Genomic DNA, 17,001 nt, shown 5'->3' with positions numbered 1-17,001 from the left:
CCTTAAGAAACCTTAAGATTTCCCCTCCTATTTTCTTCAGCTTTCTCCTTTAAACTGTTTTCAAGAAGGACTAATGAAATGAGGGAAAACAGTAAAATGATTACCTTTTTATCCGAATATATCAGACATCCAAGAACGACAGGAGCCATCGCACCAAGTTCTAAGTATCTTGCGAGAAAAATGGCAGATCAAGTCCATTATAAAAAGGCAACTACCATCGTAGAATTGGGGCCGGGAACCGGTGTTTTCACAAAGGAAATCCTGAAAAGAAAAGCACCTGACACCACCCTGATCCTTATAGAAATCAATGAAACATTTGTAAAGCAACTTCAAAAAGAATTCAAGCATATTCCCAATTTCCACATCATTCATGGATCTGCAGAAAATATGGAAGACTACCTGAATGAACTAAACTTGACAACAATCGATGTCGTTATTTCAGGACTTCCTTTTGCATCCATGCCGGCCATCATTTCTAAGAACATACTAAAAAAGGTTTCACACTGTTTGGATAGTGATGGTCGTTTCATCACGTTTCAATACTCCTTAGTAAAGAAATCTTTCATACAAGAGTATTTTCCAAGCATTGCATTAAAAAAAGTATGGGGTAACCTTCCTCCTGCTTATGTTCTTTCATGCAAGAAAGTTGGTGTCTAAGTGGAAGTTAATGAACTGATTAACTTAATTGGCAATTATGGATATGCCGCATTATTCTTTTGTCTTTGGCTAGGGATCATCGGAGCACCCATTCCGGATGAAGTCATTGTGATGAGTGGCGGAATGGTTTCGTCCATTGGAATCCTGTTACCTATCCCTGCTTTTCTGCTCACTTACCTTGGCGTGGTCTCCGGATTATCCATCGGTTATATCGTGGGGCGGGTGATGGGGGTAAAAGTGGTCGATAAGGTATTGGCCAAACAAAAGAACAAGCATCTCCTAAAAGCACAGAACTTACTAGAAAAGTATAACCATTACGCATTGGTGCTGAGCTATTTCATCCCATTTGTCCGTCATATCGTTCCATATCTTGTCGGCATCAACAAAATGACGTTCAAGCGGTACGCCCTATATTCTTATACCACAGGGTTTTTCTGGACCCTTTTTTATTTCCTTTTAGGGTCTACTTTCGGGGAAAATATTGAATGGATTTCCGAACTCGCCTTTCAATATGGACTGTGGTTTGGCATCTTACTCGGAATTGGAATCTTTGCTTATTTTCTATATAATAAAACGAACACTTTCCGGAGGAGTAAGCGCCATGAAAAACCAGACTTCCATACTGATCGTGGATGACGATGAGGCTATTCGAAAACTCATCTCTATATACTTGAAAAATGAAGCATACGAGGTGCACCAGGCTTCTACCGGGGTTGAGGCATTGGAAATCGTCAACCAACGTTCAATCGACTGCATCGTACTTGATATCATGATGCCTGAGCTGGATGGGTTACAAACATTGATGAAAATAAGGGAAGAAAAAGTCATCCCAGTCATTCTTTTATCAGCAAAATCAGAGGACCTTGATAAAATCACCGGTTTAAGTCTTGGCGCTGATGATTATATGACCAAACCGTTCAACCCGCTTGAATTGGCTGCCCGTATTAAAGCTCAAATCAGACGTCACAAAGTTTTTCATGAAGTAAAAGAAACCAATATTTCGATTTGTGATATGACAATAGACCCTCAAACAAGACTAGTTAAGGTGAAATCTCAACAAATCAATTTCACTCCCAGGGAATTCGACATTCTCCTGTTGCTGGCGAAGAACCAGGAAAAGGTCCTAAGCACCGAACAGATATACACTCATGTTTGGAAGGCAGATCCCTATGGTTCCGACAATACCGTGATGGTCCACATCAGGAAGATTAGAGAAAAACTGGAGAAAGAGACCGGCAAACGCTATATCGAAACGGTCTGGGGAGTGGGGTATAAAATCACATGCTGACAAAAAAATTGGTGACGAAAATCCTTGGTATTTTTGTCATAAGTGGCTTCGTAAGCATTTTTATATTTAGCTTTCCAGCTCAGTATGTATATAGGCTTATGGAGTTAGATAAACTTACGGTTCTTCAATGGAACACGATTGCATTTGCTAACTTTTTCATCAGCATCTTGTTCTTCATTGGGTTGTTTTATCTGCTGTTTCGCCCCACCCTTACTTATATACGGGATATAGAAGCCGGTATTAGGGATATGGGGGAAGGGAATCTGGACCGTACCATCCCAGTCAAAGGAAAAGACGAGCTCTCCTCCCTTTCGCAAAACATCAATCAAATGGCAGCCGAATTAAAAGAAAGATTTGAGTATCAGCAAAAATTGGAGAAGGAAAAAAGCGAACTAGTAGCAAATATTTCTCATGACTTGCGAACACCTCTTACTTCCATTATCGGCTTTTTGAGCGCGGTGAAAGAGAAGCGCTATGAATCCGAGCAAGAGAAGGACGAATATATCGATATTACCCACTCCAAGGCACAACAACTTGAACGTCTTATCAATGATTTATTCGACCTTACTACCTTAACGCACAATCAAGCCAATATTACCAAGCAAAGGGTTAACTTGAACCTGTTGCTTCAACAATTTGTCATGGAAAGTGAAGGTACCTTACCAAAAGGAATGGGAGTATCGCTTCGTTTAAGCAAGGAAACCATTTGGATGGAAGCAGACCCTGAAAAATTGATCCGAATATTTGAGAATCTGCTTACGAACGCTGGCAGGTATAGCTTGAAGCCATCGACTTTGACCATTCAAACAGGCTTGAAATCGAGCGAAACTGTCCAAATTTCTTTTTCCAATCCAGCCCCACCCCTTTCTAAGGAAGAGGTCGAACAGCTATTCAAGCGTTTCTACAAGAAAGATCAATCACGCACCTCCACTGGTTCGGGCCTTGGACTTGCCATCGTCAAAAGCATCATCCACATGCATAACGGTAAGGTTTGGGCTACAAGTAAAGACAATACTTTCAACTTAAATATAGAACTACCTATAAACTAAACCTATAGTTGAGAGAAGCCGAGAATCAACTATTCCCGGCTTTTTGTATAATTTACCTTAATTAATTTATCCAAACCAATTGACAGAAGTAATGCACACTGCGTATTATATGTTTAAACACTTAAACGTTTAATTACTCTAACAAAAAGGAAGGTAAGATATATATGACGAAAACAGCTGTAATCACAGGAGCGTCAAGCGGACTTGGGTTGGAATTTGTTAAGTTATTTGCGAATGATGGCTATAACTTAGTGGTAATAGCACGGAATGAAAAAAAGCTTCTAGAAATAAAAAGAGATTTCCCTAACATTAACGTTACAGTAATTTCTAAAGACTTGAGTATGCCTAATGCAAGTAAAGAGATCATGGACGAAATACAAACAAAGAAAATCTCCGTAGATATATTAGTAAATAATGCCGGCTTTGGATTATTAGGATCCTTTGAAAGCCTCAATATTGAACAGCAATTAAATATGATTCACCTCAATGTTTCATCATTAACCGAATTAACCTATCGTTTGCTTCCAGAACTGAAAAAAAGTAAGTCTGGAAAAATATTAAACGTGGCGAGTACTGCAGCATTCCAACCAGGACCTAATATGGCCGTCTACTATGCAACAAAGGCTTATGTTCTATCCTTTTCAGAAGCATTGGCTGAGGAGTTGAAAGAAGATAATATCACGGTTACCACTCTATGCCCTGGAGCAACCAAAACAAATTTCAGCTCTGTTGCAAAAGTGGAGAACACCAAAATGTTTAGCAATGCTATGTCTTCTGATGTAGTAGCACAACAAGGGTATCATGCTTTAATGCAAGGAAAAGGTGTTGTGATAACTGGCGGATTTAACAAAGTTGGGGCATTGGCCGCAAAATTTTTACCAAGACGTACCGCAGCTAAAGTTGCGAAGCTTGTCATGAAAGAAAACTAAACTACATCCATAAATGAGGCCACATCCATGACACAAGAAGCAATAGATGTTTTTCGATCCTGTATTCCATTGTTTACAACATTAAGTGACCCTGCCAGGCAAGATATTATTTTACTTTTGGCAGAACATGAAAACCTTAGTGTTGGAGAAATTGCAAACACGTCCTCCCTATCTCGATCGGCAATTTCTCATCATTTAAAAATCCTAAAAGACAACCGACTGGTGCAGATGGAACAAAAAGGCACCATGCGCTATTATTCCTTAACCTTGGACACAGGTGTGAATCAGTTGAAAGCTTTAGTAGACATTGTGGAAAGTGATTGTATGGGTTGAAGTGACCAATCTCTTCTACACTTATGCAAGTAAGCCGAGAATCTCATGGATTCTCGGCTTTTTCTTTTACATTTGAGAAAACTTCTATATTGAACGTTCATTATGTTATGATATTTAGGTTATTTACCTACCATACTACACATGTCCATTCAGCTTAGAAAAGAGGTATTTATGCAATCTGAGAAATTAACGAGGCAACATTGGTTGCTCATTGTAACCCTTTCTTTATTAACATTTGTCCTTGGTACAAGTGAGTTTGTTATAGTTGGAATCTTAACTGAGATTTCTTCAAGCCTTAATATGTCAAATGCAAAAGCAGGTACACTTGTTTCTGCGTTTGCCATAACGTTTGCTATCGCCACACCGATTGTGATGTCCGCAACAAGTCATTTTCCAAAGCGTAAATGGATGTTGTTTTTAATAGGGGCTTTCATTATTTTTAATGCTTTGTGCGCCGTTTCTACTTCCTATACGATGCTGCTTTCTTTTCGGATTTTGACGGCAATTGTGACGGGAGTCCTCATCTCCCTTGCCATGATAGTCGCAAGTGAAACCATGCCCGCAGCAAAGCGCGGCCTTGCCATTTCATTCGTGTTCGGTGGTTTTACCCTTGCGAACGTCATCGGTGTACCAATTGGAACGGTTGTGGCATCTTGGTTCGGATGGAATTCCACCTTCATGTTGACTACCATTCTCGGAATAGTGGCGTTCCTAGCATCTTATTTCGTACTGCCAAGCAAGCTTAGCCAGGTTCGAAGCTCGATTCGTGATCAGGTCTCGTTGCTGACCAATCCACGAATACTTATCGCCTTTTTCATTCCCGCTCTCGGATTTGGAGCAACCTATGTCGTCTTTACGTACCTTGTTCCAATTTTGAAGGGAATGGGAGCACCAAGCTATTCGATCAGTTTGATTCTTTTCGCATACGGATTCATCTCGATTTTCAGCAATATCCTGGCAGGTAAAATAGCCAGCCATAATCCGATTAGCCGCCTTCGATTTGTGTTTCTCGTGCAGGCGGTTGTACTGATAAGTTTATTTTGGACAACCAACCATTTCGAGCTCGGACTTTTAAACATTGGATTAATGTCGTTAATGGCCATTCTTTTGACAACATCCACCCAACTCTACCTGATAGACCTAGCCGGAATCTACCAGCCAAAAGCAACAGGTCTTGCGGCTTCCCTTATGCCTGTCGCAAGCAACGTCGGCATCGCTTTCGGGTCCGCCCTAGGCGGATTCGTCTACCACCAAGTCGGCCTTATTCATGTAACATGGGTAGGCGGAATTGTTGCTGTTTGTGCGAGTTTGCTTACGTTTCTGAGTTATTATTTGGATCGGAAAGAGAAAAAGCAGTTGAAGGGACAGGCAGGCTGACCCGTTTTCTTATAATGCCTCTACAACCCACCATATTCAATTCTCACCAGTTCGACTTTTTCAGGCATAATTTTTTGAAGAAATTCTACCGTTGAGAAGTGTTTATTGTTGGAGAATGCAGTAATATAATCACCATCATACCCTACCCAAAACATAGTCGAGCTTTCCGTTAAGGTGATGATAGGAGTATGGGCTACCCACTTTATTTTGACTAGTCGAGTTTGATTTTTTTTAGTCCTTTTCACAGGATAAGGGGATTCATATTCCCTTTCCTCTAATCTAAATATATCTTGGTTTAAGGACCCTAATGATAAATTCAACATGCTGCCATTCCCATGCAAATACGGAAAATATTCTTTAAATTGCTTTGGGTTGCTGATAATTGCCTTCACAAAGAATGTGTCTTTACGGCTTCCCTTCGTATAAGTGAATTTTATATTGTGCAACTCAAACAACTCTTCGTACTCTGCTTGCTGAAAATCATAGATTTCGGCAAGTGAATAAATAGGGTAGTAGTCTGGTATCTCCATCCATTTACAAAAGAAATCCTCATGGGCATCTGAAAACTCTCCATCTATATAACATGAAAATTCTACGATATTCTTTGACTCACCGTTAATTTCAAAAGGATATGTATATTCGGGAGGAAAGAAACTTATTTCCATCTTCATTTAAATCACCTTTCTCATACGCCACAATATTCTAATTGACAATTTAACTTTAAATTAAATTAAGTGATTTTAACCATTCTGTAAATTTTTCTAGTCCATATTCATATGACAAATCGTCCGTATTTACTGTAAATATCTTATAGCCTAATTTATCAATCTCTTTATAACAGTACAAAGCATCATTTAAATCAGTAAGATCTTGATCACTATTTAGGAATATTACCCACTCACTGTGACCGACAGTTTTATAAGCTGTTGCTTCTAAATCAAAACCATTATCGTAATACCCTATATGTAAATGGTGATTTGGCTCAAAATTCATAATCACTTTCTCTTTTATTCCCCTCAGTTTATTTCTTTTACTTTCATTATGACTAAACTAATAATACTTAAAAGTGCAATTCCAAACATAATAGTTTTACTTACTTCTCCCCAGCTATCAATTATAGCTATGATAATAATATTTAATAACAAAGCATAAATTACATATTTCCGCATGCTTATCCCCCTCTATCCTCTCCTTTATTTTAAGTAATTAGTATAAATAGAAGCTTAATCAAACCTTAAATAAACCTTAAATCTTTAGAAACTGAGGGGACAGGCACGCCAACCCATTTTTATGTGTACATACTAAAAAACCCGAGAATAGCTCGTATATTCTCGGGTTTTACTTTGTTTTCATCCTTGGACAGAGTGGGTCACGGTGCCTGTCCTTACAGCCCATTTTCTGCTTCAAACGCATCAAGCAATGCACGAACTTCGTCTGTTGATTTGGTGTTCATGAGTTGGTTTCTTAGTTCTCCGGCTCCACGGAATCCTTTGACATATATTTTGAAGAAGCGGTGAAGCTTAGACATGTTGCGCGGTACTATTTCCGCATAATGATCTTGCAGGTCCAGTTGCAGCCTTAAGAGATCCAGGTATTCTTTGCTGCTGTGAACTTTCGGCTCTTTTTCAAAAGCGAAAGGATTCTTGAAGATGCCTCGTCCAATCATCACACCGTCAATGCCATATTTCTCCGCAAGCTCCAGTCCCTTCTGGCGGTCTGGAATATCCCCATTGATGGTTAGCATCGTCTCCGGCGCGATGCGGTCACGTAATTCCTTGATCTCCGGAATCAGCTCCCAATGCGCATCCACTTCGCTCATTTCTTTTCGTGTCCGTAAATGAATAGATAGGTTCGCAATATCCTGTTCTAGAATATGCTTCAACCACTCCTTCCACTCGTCTACTTCCGTAAAGCCAAGTCGTGTTTTCACACTAACTGGCAGTCCGCCAGCTTTTGCCGCTTGAATCAGTTCCGCCGCAACTTCTGGACGTTGAATAAGGCCGCTCCCTTTTCCTCTTGTGGCCACATTCGGCACAGGACAACCCATGTTAATATCGATTCCCTTAAACCCCAACTCCGCCATGCCGATGCTCATTTGACGGAAATACTCAGGATTATCGCCCCAAATATGCGCCACCATCGGCTGTTCATCTTCTGTAAAAAGCAAACGCCCACGCACGCTGTCTCTGCCTTCTGGATGACAATAGCTATCCGAATTGGTGAACTCGGTAAAAAACACATCCGGTCGCCCTGCCTTACTTACCACCGTGCGAAAAACTACATCCGTCACATCTTCCATCGGCGCCAAAACAAAAAACGGTTTCGGTAAATCACGCCAAAAATTATCTATCATGTCAAACTCAAATCCTCTCGTTAGTAATGCAACTTCTCTTACCCGTTCAAAAATTTTATACCTATAATTTATATCATGCTTCTTCCCATATTTTCAAACTCATATATTCAGAAAAAATAAAGCCTGTGTAAATTGCCACTGTTTATTTTAACGAAAATCCTGCCTGAATGATACTTTAATAAAACAAAAAACAGGTGGGAATCTTAACCGCCACCTGCCTACTGCTTATGCCACTACTTTTTATTTGACGTTAAGGAAAATCTAGGGCATTAACTATCGTGTTATAATTAGTGCGGCTTCTTTCACTAACATCTATACACTTTTTTAAAACTGGAGGGAATTTATGACTACAAATAAGGACTACATTCGTTATATTCGTGGGAAAGTTGGGCACGATTTAATATTCCTTAACTTTGCTGGAGGTATAGTTTACAACGAACGAAATGAAATTCTTTTACAAAAACGGGGAGATAGAAATGAGTGGGGATTGCCAGGTGGTGCTATGGAACTTGGAGAATCTCTTGAAGAAACCGCTAAACGAGAAATACTTGAGGAGACAGGATTAAATGTTGAGATTGAACATCTTATTGGTGTCTACTCTAACTATTCTAGTGAGTTTCCGAACGGAGATAAAGCTCAGACTATCACTCATTTTTTTCAATGCAAGCCAATTGATGGGGAACTTAACGCAGATGGTATCGAGAGTTTAGAATTAAAATACTTCCCAATAAACCAAATGCCGAAATTATTTACAAAACAACACGAAGATGCCTTGGAAGATTGGCTTTCCAAAAGAAAAGGTGTATTTAAATAAGAAGGTAATTTACGTAATTAATACTTCTCTATAAAAAAGGATAAGGCAACTACAACAAGGGTTAGTTGCCTTCTTTTAAAATGAGTTGCGAAACACACTCCACGTGTATGGAGTGTAACTGACAACACAAAGGGATGTTGGTGGGTTTATCAACATTCTTATGACCTTTTCTTTCTGAAAACCCACTAAAACTAACGCATCATTTAGAGTTTAAGAAATTGTTTTACAAAATAATAAAATAAAAGGCTTTTAATGGTATTTATTCAGAATATCCAAATACGTCTTCATTGTATATTCTCTCTGCCTGTTCTTCAGTAAATAAATTTGAATAACTTACAACGTGAGTGGCTGGGCTACAGTTTAAGAACATTTCAACATTGGATTGAATTGAGTCTCTAGGATCAAAAGTTTTTCCATTCCCATTACCAATAAACCCTAAATCTGTTCTCCTAATTACTTGATCTAATAGGTCATTTCCTAATTTGTAATCACAAGTAACCTCCAATGATACCCTCTCTTTAGTTTGATACAGTTTTACAGAAGTTACATTTTTATTTATACTACTACTATATTTTTCTTTTAAATCGTCCAGTATTTCGATTGATTCGTAACTGTCTTCTTTATTACTTGTCTCTTTCTTTGAATAAGATTGAACTAATTCAATGGCTTTATTTAATGGATAATTGAAAAACTCTCTCCTTTGATTAACTCTAAAATCCTCTAGATGTGTATGTATCTTTCTTTCTAATTCCTTACAATTTTCTACAAAAACCTCATAAGCAACTTTAAACGGCGTAGGTACTGCTGTACTACTTGATAAATTTCTTGCTCTTTCAGTTGGACTTATAGAGGTAATTCCTATCTTTATTAACCCCTTCATACTCTCATTAATAAGCACATATAAATACCCATTACTCATAAAATGCCATCCCTTTATTTTTAACTATTGTTAATTCCTCGTACCTTTGTCAACAAACACACTAGTTTTATTTCTCTACTTTAAAACATAGTATGGATTTTCAACTATTTCGATCCCTGCTGTTTCATACCTTATAAACAAACTTTCATAATCCCATTCCTCATTAACACACATTACCCTTCTTAGCCCTTTTTCATCTAATTTTTTATCTTCTTCTTTGGTTATAAGAGCTGTAAAGTAATACTTTAATAGGATATTACCAATAGTGCCTTCACCTGGAGAATCTTTTTTTAATTCTTTAATTATATCTTTGAAATATATGTTTTTACATACTACGTGTTCCTTTATGTATGAAGTTTTATTGTTAGTATCATACATTTCTAAAGCTATTGGGGTAATATATTTATGTACCCCTATACCATTCCAATCATAATTTATATCTAAAGTTTCTTTTGCAGAGGACCTTAAGCATCTATATACGAAACCTTGGATAAAATTCGTACTATTTTGAAAGGTATGTCTAGATTCTGGATCCATTAATTTTATTGCATTGTAGTTTCTTATTAACCAATCTACTGCCCTTTTATAAACTAAATTCTCAGCTGATGTATTATTATTTTTCAACATATTCATACCTCACTAAAAAGAAATACCACTTTCAATAACTGTATCTTTTTCTTTTCTAGTTTTAGACTACATCGCATCTAATTTTCTTTTTAACAGCTTCTATATCCGTTGTAAAAAAATAAGTAGCTCCATCTTTAGAATACGATTCACCGTACCAAATCCCCTTATTAATAACAGACCAATTGAAACGTTTAGAATTAGTTTCTTTTTTAAAAAATCTTGCCGCCTCCTGAATACTAGGACATTCAGCTATTAATTCTTCTCCTTTGTAAATATTTACGGGGATTTCGACTTTGTTTTGTATTATAGGTCTTTTTCTCTCCATATTAGCACCTGTCTATTTATTATTTTTATTCATCAGTATTAAGTTCAAAAAAATCCAATTTCAGATTTAAAACATTGAAATAATATAAACAAAAAAAGAAAAACGCTTGGTAGGAATTTTAGTTCATATTTTCTGCCTTTTTAAGATTTTCCTTAATTTCTCCGAGATTTACTGCACACCATAAAAGTAATTGATTTGTATCAGCTGTTATTTCATTTAAATCTTCTCTATTTAATTTCTGGTATATATCCTCAACAGTTTGAATGATATCCTCTTTAATTTTATTCTCTCTTGTGTATTTTGCTAGATGTATAAGCATAGAATTGAAATAATAAAAGTGGGGTTCCACTCTATTACCCTTATTTATATACTCATAAAATTCATTAATATCAAATTCTAACTCTTGTATAGATCTTACTGCTAGTTTTTCAGTAAATTTTGATTGGAGAATTACCGGTAAATTCTTAACCTTAAATTTAACTTCCTCCCAAAATCTATAAGTTTTTATAAAATCATTAATAAGTTTTTTGTATTTTTCGATGGAATCTAGAATGTATTTATTATCGGAATACTCTACATTTAATTTCAACACAGCTTCCTCAGTCCAATTTGCTAAGAATTCAATTCCAAATAGGTTATTATCATTTTCTTTAAAAATATTTTTTATTTCCTTAATCATTATATCTAATCTAATGGTCCCGCCCAAATCAGCAACAAAGTTCTCATATGTAAAGAGTCCTTCCTTTAATTTTAATAAACTGATAAACATTATTACATCCCCTCTATGTTGGGATAGTAGTTGTGGTTCTATTTGGTCAAGAAAATATACACTTACATTCTTATCATTTTCATTTTCAAACTTCTTTTCTTGTTGCAATATCTTATTTATTTTTTCAAAATACAACGAATGATCAATCAATGGATTTCGTTGGGGTTTCGATAATAGCTCAAATAAGTTTTTCAAAGAAAGATCCTCATTATCGTACAAAACAAAGATATATTCAATGAGTTTTTCCAGTCTTTTTAACACAATATTGTTTGGTACAACCGCAGAATTATACTTAATGGCTCTTAAATATTCCTGTATTACTTCAAAATGATTACTTGAAATATTCAACATATCTGAACTATCCAATTTACTCAATATTTCCGCAGAGTTTGTTCTTAATTCTGAAAACAACTCTTTTTCAAAAGGCTTATTTAGGAAGATAGAATTACAAAATAAATTAACGATATTAGCCATCAATTCCTTATCCTCCGTATACGAAGGATATCCAAGATCTTCAAACATAATTTTTAAAAAATCAACATTTGTTTCATAAATTAAATCCCTTGTGTCATTTCTTTTTATAATTTCATCAACAAATTCACTAAACAATACCTTTAAAAAAGCCAAATTTGCAATCTTTTCATTAATTTTTCCCTTTTTCATATTAATAACGAAATACGAGTAATTATTATTATTTTCTTGTTCATCACAAATAATTAGTATTTCTTTGATTTCCCTTACTACTTTTTTTGCTTTCCTTAAATTTGTTACACCGCTGTTAAAACGATTTAAAAAAGAAATTAATTGATTTTTTTGGTTTTGTAATTTTTCATACCTTTCACTTTTATTATCTTCCTCTTTATTTTGTTTTCCAGTATTTGAAGTGAGATCTTCAATGGTTTTTTCTACCTCTGCAATCTTTTCCTTTGTCGTCAATTGAACTTGTTCAATTCGATTATTCACTTTATCTTTTAATTCTTTTAATATTGCCTTTACGAAATCAGATTTAAAATCTTCTTTAATATTGTTAAGAAAATAATCAAAAATCTCTCTAGATTCTATCTTTGACATTTGTATTTTGTTATTAACGAATTTGTCTAGATATTCTTTATTAATCTTATTCTCTTTGACAGCTTCAAGTTTTTGTTCATCCATTAAGAAGATAACATTCACTCCTTTAAAATGAACTAGTTCTTTAATAAAGACTAATGTGTTGTACATTGTCTCTTTCTCAACCCTATCAAAATCATCAACTATAATATAAATTTTCTTTTTAACAGACATATCCTTATTCGTTCTTAACAACCTTTGAATATCTTCTTCAAGGAGCTGTTTATTAGTCCTAAAATCACTTGGGAGTTCCTCATCATTAAAAACGGAGAAAAGCTCTTCTAACTGCAATAGTGGTTTTGCATTTAATACATTAGTGATTAGTTTAAAATATTGCTTAAAGGGACTCCCTTTACCGGTATATATACCATTCTTATTCAAAATTGATTTTAATTGTTTAAACAAATAATCCATTTGTTTTTCACTCGTATCTAAAACCATTGGCTGAATAAAAATTATATAGTTATCGTTTTCCTCTAATTTTTCTGAAAGAACATTAACAAAACTAGTCTTTCCCTCTCCCCAATCCCCATTAATCGTTATTGCGAAAGGCTCATTGTAGCGAACATTCGTTAGTTGGTTATATACCCGGTTAAATTCATTCGCTCTTGTTGGTAGTAACTGCGAATATGTATTTATAGGGTTGTCAGATTCCTCATCAATTCCAATGTCTACTTTTCTACTATTTTGATTAATTAATTGTACAAACATCCATAAACTTAAAAAGTAAATAATCGTTAAAATATTATTTATAGGTTCAAATTGATTTGAAGCTATAGATGCAAACAAATAAATTAACCCTAAAAAAATATATCCATTTGAATATCCTGCAACTATTTTCTTACTAGATTTTATATAAATAACTATTTCTCTTACTAAGAGCACAAGAAAAAAAATTACTAATCCAACGCTTACAGACCAAACTAAACTTAATATTTTTATTAAACCCTCAATATTAGCTAATTTGACCAGATAACCTAGGCCAACCGCTATTAAAACATTTAAGATTACCTCACATATCTTTAATAACGTAAATTCCTTTTCTTCCTTATCAATAACCTTTTTAAAGTAAAAAAAGCCTACTAGTATTAATATAATTAATGCAAGAAGTGAATTATAAGTCTTTACAAACTCAAAAATAACACTACTCCCTTCCTTCAAATACTTAAATAAAAATTCAGTAACTTTTTCAAAAAACGCATTAATTTCAGTATTCCATTTTTTCATTACACAGCTCCTTTTTCTTGGTTGTATTGAATATTTCTGATCGTACTAAGAAAATTTGCGATGTTAGAATCCCTAATAAGTCCATTTTCTGGTCATCTGGATTAGGAAAATTTATATTTTCTAAGTCACCAACTAACTCCTTATAAACTTCTTCTTTTGAGAAGTCTGCTGAACCTCTTAAATAATAAACTGCTTCATAATCATTTATTGTAATTACATTTAGAACGTTATCTAATTTATCTTGATCCTTATCTTCAGTATGTGATAGTTCATATAACTTTTTCCTAAATATTTTCTTAGGCCGAAAATAAAAATAATATGAACCACTAGATGAAAAATCACTTATATTCTCAACCTTGTGAGCTAATAAACTAGCTCCTTCACTTGAGTCCAAATCTTCAAAATCAATGGATATTATTATCCAATGACCTTGCCACTTTCCAAGACTCCTATTGAAATCATTCTCTAATAATTTGGATGCACTTATCGGAAGATTACTATCTAACATTAATCTTAAAGCAAAGAATGCATTGGTTTTACCGGAACCATTTTCCCCAATTATTGTATTAACACCAGGCCTGAAGAAAAAGTTCTGACTTTTAAAATTTCTGAAGTTGTTAATATGGAGTTTTGATATATGCATAGATCTCCCTCCTGTTTTCAGAAAAAATATTCTAATATTATCCATTATAACATTACCAATAAAAGGGATAGATAATTTTATGTTATTTATAATCAAAAATAAAAATTCAACATATGTTTAAAAAACATATAGAAGAAAAAAGACTCCAACCTATATCGTTAGAGCTTTTCGAGTGAATCTTAAACACATATGCAAGTTTAATTATAATTCAATCTCTACTGGGAAATTGATGGAAGTTCTCGTTACTAAAGTCCAAACTCAAATACTTTTCACCTAAAAAATTTTTTATTTTTGCATCACCTCTATGGCACGCATCCACAGTAAAAAACATTTTAAGCAATCAACATATTGTGGAGACCTGGTTCAAAACAGAACTGAAACTGTATCCGTTACAACAACAAAACGAAGAGTTCTAGGTGAAGACGAAGTTATAACCCACGAGAACACTCACGAGCCTATTATCGCGAAAGATACTTTCCAGGCCTGCTGCAAACAAGAACACGGACCAGTACAGCCCCTAAAAAGCATTTGTTCACAAATGTTTTGTTCTGTGAAAATTGTCAAAAGGGAATGTGGTTCAAAGCTAATCAAAAAGGTTATAGGTGTGGTGGTAATATTAAACACGGAGATGCTTTCTGCGAAAGTCGAGTAGTTATCCGAGAGAAAGAATTAAAACAAATAATCATCGAAGATTTACAAGAGATTTTTATATCTATTCAAGATGATGAGTTTCTAAGAAGCCTATAAACTAGAATTGAGAAGAAAAAAATTCTGAATAAAAATGAGCTGACAAATATTGAAAGCCAATCAAATAAATCACGTTCACGAAAAAAAGATTACATTGATATGTATGCTGACGATATTATTTCTCGAGACGAACTCGTGGAATATCGTAAGCAAATTGATGAAGAAATATCCAGTTTAGATTCGACTAGAAGGGATTTGCAAGAAAAGCTAGAAGAGTGGGAAAGCGAGGATTACACAATCGATCTAGGTAAGATGCTAAATAAAGTCACAATACTAAACGATTTAACTCATCAAGTCTTGCATTCACTGGTGAATAAAGTCACCTGTAGCATTGATGGTAAACTAAGGATTCATTACAACTTCGTAAATCCTTTCGATGAACAAGAATAGGCAACAACCACAAGGGTTAGTTGCCTTCTTTTAAAATGAGTTGCGAAACACACTCCACGTGTGTCGTATGTGGGAACATATCCACCGGCTGCACCTCAACCGTCTTATATCCACCGTCCTCCAACACTCTTAAATCTCTTGCAAGTGTCGCAGGGTTACAGGATACATAGACAACTTTCTTCGGCTTCATTTCCAAAATGGTTTTCAGCAACGCTTCATCACAGCCCTTACGCGGCGGATCCACCATTAACACATCGGCTGTATTTCCTTCTTTATACCACTTGGGAATTACGACTTCCGCTTCGCCCACTGCAAATTCCGCATTGGAAATTCCATTTAACTCTGCGTTACGTTTTGCATCTTCAATCGCTTCTGGCACAATTTCTACTCCGAACACTTTTTTCGCCTTTTGTGCCAGGAATAAGGAGATCGTCCCGATTCCGCAGTAGGCGTCAATGACACTCTCTTCGCCTGTTAGGTCGGCATACTCAAGCGCTTTATCATACAATACCTTTGTTTGCTCCGGGTTGACCTGGTAGAAGGATCTTGCGGAAATCGCAAACTTGATATCGCCGATGAAATCGTAAATGTACTCGTTGCCCCAAAGCACACGCGTTTCATCACCGAAAATCACATTTGTTTTCTTCGTGTTGACGTTCTGCACAACAGATTTCACTTCCGGCATGGCCGCTGTTATTTCTTCGACGATTGACTTGCGATTTGGGATATCTGGCGTTCGGGTGATGAGCACGACCATCACCTCACCAGTGACCAGCCCATAGCGAGCCATCACGTGACGGAGTACACCCTTATGAGTTTTTTCATTATAAGCACGCACGCCATGCTTGTCGCAGATATCACGGACTGTTTGAACCACACGGTCGTTGATTTCTTGCTGAATCAAGCATTCCTTCATGTCGATGATCTCATGGCTGCGCTGCTGGTAAAAGCCTGCAATCAGTCCGCCTTCGCGTTCCCCGATCGGAACCTGAGCTTTATTGCGGTAGCGCCATGGGTTGTGGTCCATGCCGAGAACGGGATGAACCGGCACATCTTTTAGGTGTCCAATGCGTTCAAGAACATCCTTGACCTGCTTTTGCTTCGCCACAAGCTGACCTTCATAGCTCAGATGCTGAAGCTGGCAGCCACCGCATTGCTTGTAGATCGGACACGGAGCATCGACACGAAAAGGGCTCGTCTTGTGGATCTCCTCAAGGCGGCCGAATGCATAGCCTTTTTTCACTTTAATTATTTTGACTTTGATTTCTTCGTCCGGCAGGGCATTTTGAACGAAAATCGGAAAGCCATCTATTTTTGCTACGCCAGCACCGTCATGCGTTAAATCCTGAACAGTGACATCGTAGTATTCATTTTTTTGAACAGGTACTGTCATGTATTTTCTCTTCCTTCACGTTAAAATCGCTGTTCCGATTGTACCATAAGG

At 36.1% G+C, this 17,001-nt stretch carries 20 protein-coding genes and 1 pseudogene; 11 read left to right on the top strand and 10 right to left on the bottom strand.

The annotated features are described in order from the left end of the window. Window positions 1-78 precede the first annotated feature (78 nt). From LG307_RS02860 to LG307_RS02830, 7 genes are all read left to right on the top strand, one after another. Window positions 79-657 (top strand): class I SAM-dependent methyltransferase, encoded by a 579-nt coding sequence (locus LG307_RS02860; protein ID WP_404447846.1) that lies wholly within the window; start codon window positions 79-81, stop codon window positions 655-657. Next, window positions 658-1,293, top strand: coding sequence for a DedA family protein (locus LG307_RS02855; RefSeq protein WP_404447843.1), 636 nt, complete (start codon window positions 658-660; stop codon window positions 1,291-1,293). Next, a complete protein-coding gene (locus LG307_RS02850) occupies window positions 1,259-1,945 on the top strand; it encodes a response regulator transcription factor (RefSeq protein WP_404447840.1) in 687 nt (228 codons plus the stop codon). The genes LG307_RS02855 and LG307_RS02850 overlap by 35 nt, the downstream gene beginning before the upstream one ends. Beyond that, a complete protein-coding gene (locus LG307_RS02845) occupies window positions 1,939-2,994 on the top strand; it encodes an ATP-binding protein (protein WP_404447837.1) in 1,056 nt (351 codons plus the stop codon). Before LG307_RS02850 ends, LG307_RS02845 begins: the two co-directional genes overlap by 7 nt. Window positions 2,995-3,158: 164 nt before the next feature. Then, the gene (locus LG307_RS02840; RefSeq protein WP_404447834.1) at window positions 3,159-3,923 is read left to right on the top strand and encodes an SDR family NAD(P)-dependent oxidoreductase; all 765 of its coding nucleotides are present in this window, start codon (window positions 3,159-3,161) and stop codon (window positions 3,921-3,923) included. Between the two features lie 27 nt (window positions 3,924-3,950). Then, window positions 3,951-4,256, top strand: coding sequence for an ArsR/SmtB family transcription factor (locus tag LG307_RS02835; RefSeq protein WP_404447832.1), 306 nt, complete (start codon window positions 3,951-3,953; stop codon window positions 4,254-4,256). A 171-nt stretch (window positions 4,257-4,427) separates the two neighbouring features. Next, window positions 4,428-5,633, top strand: coding sequence for an MFS transporter (locus tag LG307_RS02830; protein WP_404447829.1), 1,206 nt, complete (start codon window positions 4,428-4,430; stop codon window positions 5,631-5,633). A gap of 20 nt (window positions 5,634-5,653) precedes the next feature. Here the strand turns inward: LG307_RS02830 and LG307_RS02825 are convergent, their stop codons facing one another. The 4 genes from LG307_RS02825 to LG307_RS02810 all read right to left on the bottom strand — a co-directional run bounded on the left by LG307_RS02825 (window position 5,654) and on the right by LG307_RS02810 (window position 7,986). Further along, on the bottom strand, window positions 5,654-6,304 hold the full coding sequence (locus LG307_RS02825; RefSeq protein WP_404447826.1) for a hypothetical protein: 651 nt from the start codon (window positions 6,302-6,304) through the stop codon (window positions 5,654-5,656). Window positions 6,305-6,353: 49 nt separating this feature from the next. Next, the gene (locus LG307_RS02820) at window positions 6,354-6,626 is read right to left on the bottom strand and encodes a DUF3986 family protein (RefSeq protein WP_404447823.1); all 273 of its coding nucleotides are present in this window, start codon (window positions 6,624-6,626) and stop codon (window positions 6,354-6,356) included. A 23-nt stretch (window positions 6,627-6,649) separates the two neighbouring features. Next, window positions 6,650-6,802 carry a hypothetical protein gene (locus LG307_RS02815; RefSeq protein WP_404447821.1) on the bottom strand — a complete coding sequence of 51 codons (153 nt, stop codon included), beginning with the start codon at window positions 6,800-6,802 and terminating at the stop codon, window positions 6,650-6,652. Between the two features lie 215 nt (window positions 6,803-7,017). Next, window positions 7,018-7,986, bottom strand: coding sequence for a tRNA dihydrouridine synthase (locus LG307_RS02810; RefSeq protein ID WP_404447818.1), 969 nt, complete (start codon window positions 7,984-7,986; stop codon window positions 7,018-7,020). 343 nt (window positions 7,987-8,329) lie between these two features. Between LG307_RS02810 and LG307_RS02805 the strand changes: the two genes are divergently transcribed. Further along, the gene (locus LG307_RS02805; protein WP_404447816.1) at window positions 8,330-8,800 is read left to right on the top strand and encodes an NUDIX hydrolase; all 471 of its coding nucleotides are present in this window, start codon (window positions 8,330-8,332) and stop codon (window positions 8,798-8,800) included. A 259-nt stretch (window positions 8,801-9,059) separates the two neighbouring features. On the opposite strand, the gene LG307_RS02800 is transcribed toward LG307_RS02805, so the two are convergent. The 5 genes from LG307_RS02800 to LG307_RS02780 form a co-directional block, all read right to left on the bottom strand. Further along, the gene (locus tag LG307_RS02800; RefSeq protein WP_404447813.1) at window positions 9,060-9,719 is read right to left on the bottom strand and encodes a GIY-YIG nuclease family protein; all 660 of its coding nucleotides are present in this window, start codon (window positions 9,717-9,719) and stop codon (window positions 9,060-9,062) included. Between the two features lie 75 nt (window positions 9,720-9,794). After that, entirely contained in the window at window positions 9,795-10,346 is a 552-nt protein-coding gene (locus LG307_RS02795) for a hypothetical protein (protein ID WP_404447810.1), read from the bottom strand. A 61-nt stretch (window positions 10,347-10,407) separates the two neighbouring features. Then, window positions 10,408-10,671, bottom strand: a complete 264-nt coding sequence (locus tag LG307_RS02790; protein ID WP_404447807.1) for a hypothetical protein — start codon at window positions 10,669-10,671, stop codon at window positions 10,408-10,410. Between the two features lie 118 nt (window positions 10,672-10,789). After that, entirely contained in the window at window positions 10,790-13,777 is a 2,988-nt protein-coding gene (locus tag LG307_RS02785) for a P-loop NTPase fold protein (RefSeq protein ID WP_404447805.1), read from the bottom strand. Further along, complete coding sequence (locus LG307_RS02780) at window positions 13,758-14,420, bottom strand: AAA family ATPase (protein ID WP_404447802.1); 663 nt, start codon at window positions 14,418-14,420, stop codon at window positions 13,758-13,760. Before LG307_RS02780 ends, LG307_RS02785 begins: the two co-directional genes overlap by 20 nt. Before the next feature lie 304 nt (window positions 14,421-14,724). On the opposite strand from LG307_RS02780, the pseudogene LG307_RS02775 reads away from it, so the two are divergent. From LG307_RS02775 to LG307_RS02765, 3 genes and pseudogenes are all read left to right on the top strand, one after another. Beyond that, window positions 14,725-14,901, top strand: a pseudogene (locus LG307_RS02775) (recombinase family protein); the annotation flags it as partial. A gap of 47 nt (window positions 14,902-14,948) precedes the next feature. Further along, entirely contained in the window at window positions 14,949-15,167 is a 219-nt protein-coding gene (locus LG307_RS02770) for a zinc ribbon domain-containing protein (protein ID WP_404447799.1), read from the top strand. A gap of 99 nt (window positions 15,168-15,266) precedes the next feature. Continuing rightward, window positions 15,267-15,557 carry a hypothetical protein gene (locus LG307_RS02765; protein WP_404447797.1) on the top strand — a complete coding sequence of 97 codons (291 nt, stop codon included), beginning with the start codon at window positions 15,267-15,269 and terminating at the stop codon, window positions 15,555-15,557. 16 nt (window positions 15,558-15,573) lie between these two features. On the opposite strand, the gene rlmD is transcribed toward LG307_RS02765, so the two are convergent. Then, complete coding sequence (gene rlmD, locus LG307_RS02760) at window positions 15,574-16,950, bottom strand: 23S rRNA (uracil(1939)-C(5))-methyltransferase RlmD (protein WP_404447795.1); 1,377 nt, start codon at window positions 16,948-16,950, stop codon at window positions 15,574-15,576. Between the last annotated feature and the right edge of the window lie 51 nt (window positions 16,951-17,001).

The sequence above is a fragment of the Sutcliffiella horikoshii genome (assembly GCF_044809035.1).
GTDB lineage: Bacteria > Bacillota > Bacilli > Bacillales > Bacillaceae_I > Sutcliffiella_A > Sutcliffiella_A horikoshii_G.
Note: the sequence above shows the minus strand (reverse complement) of the source record. Positions and strands in the feature narration are given on the sequence as shown.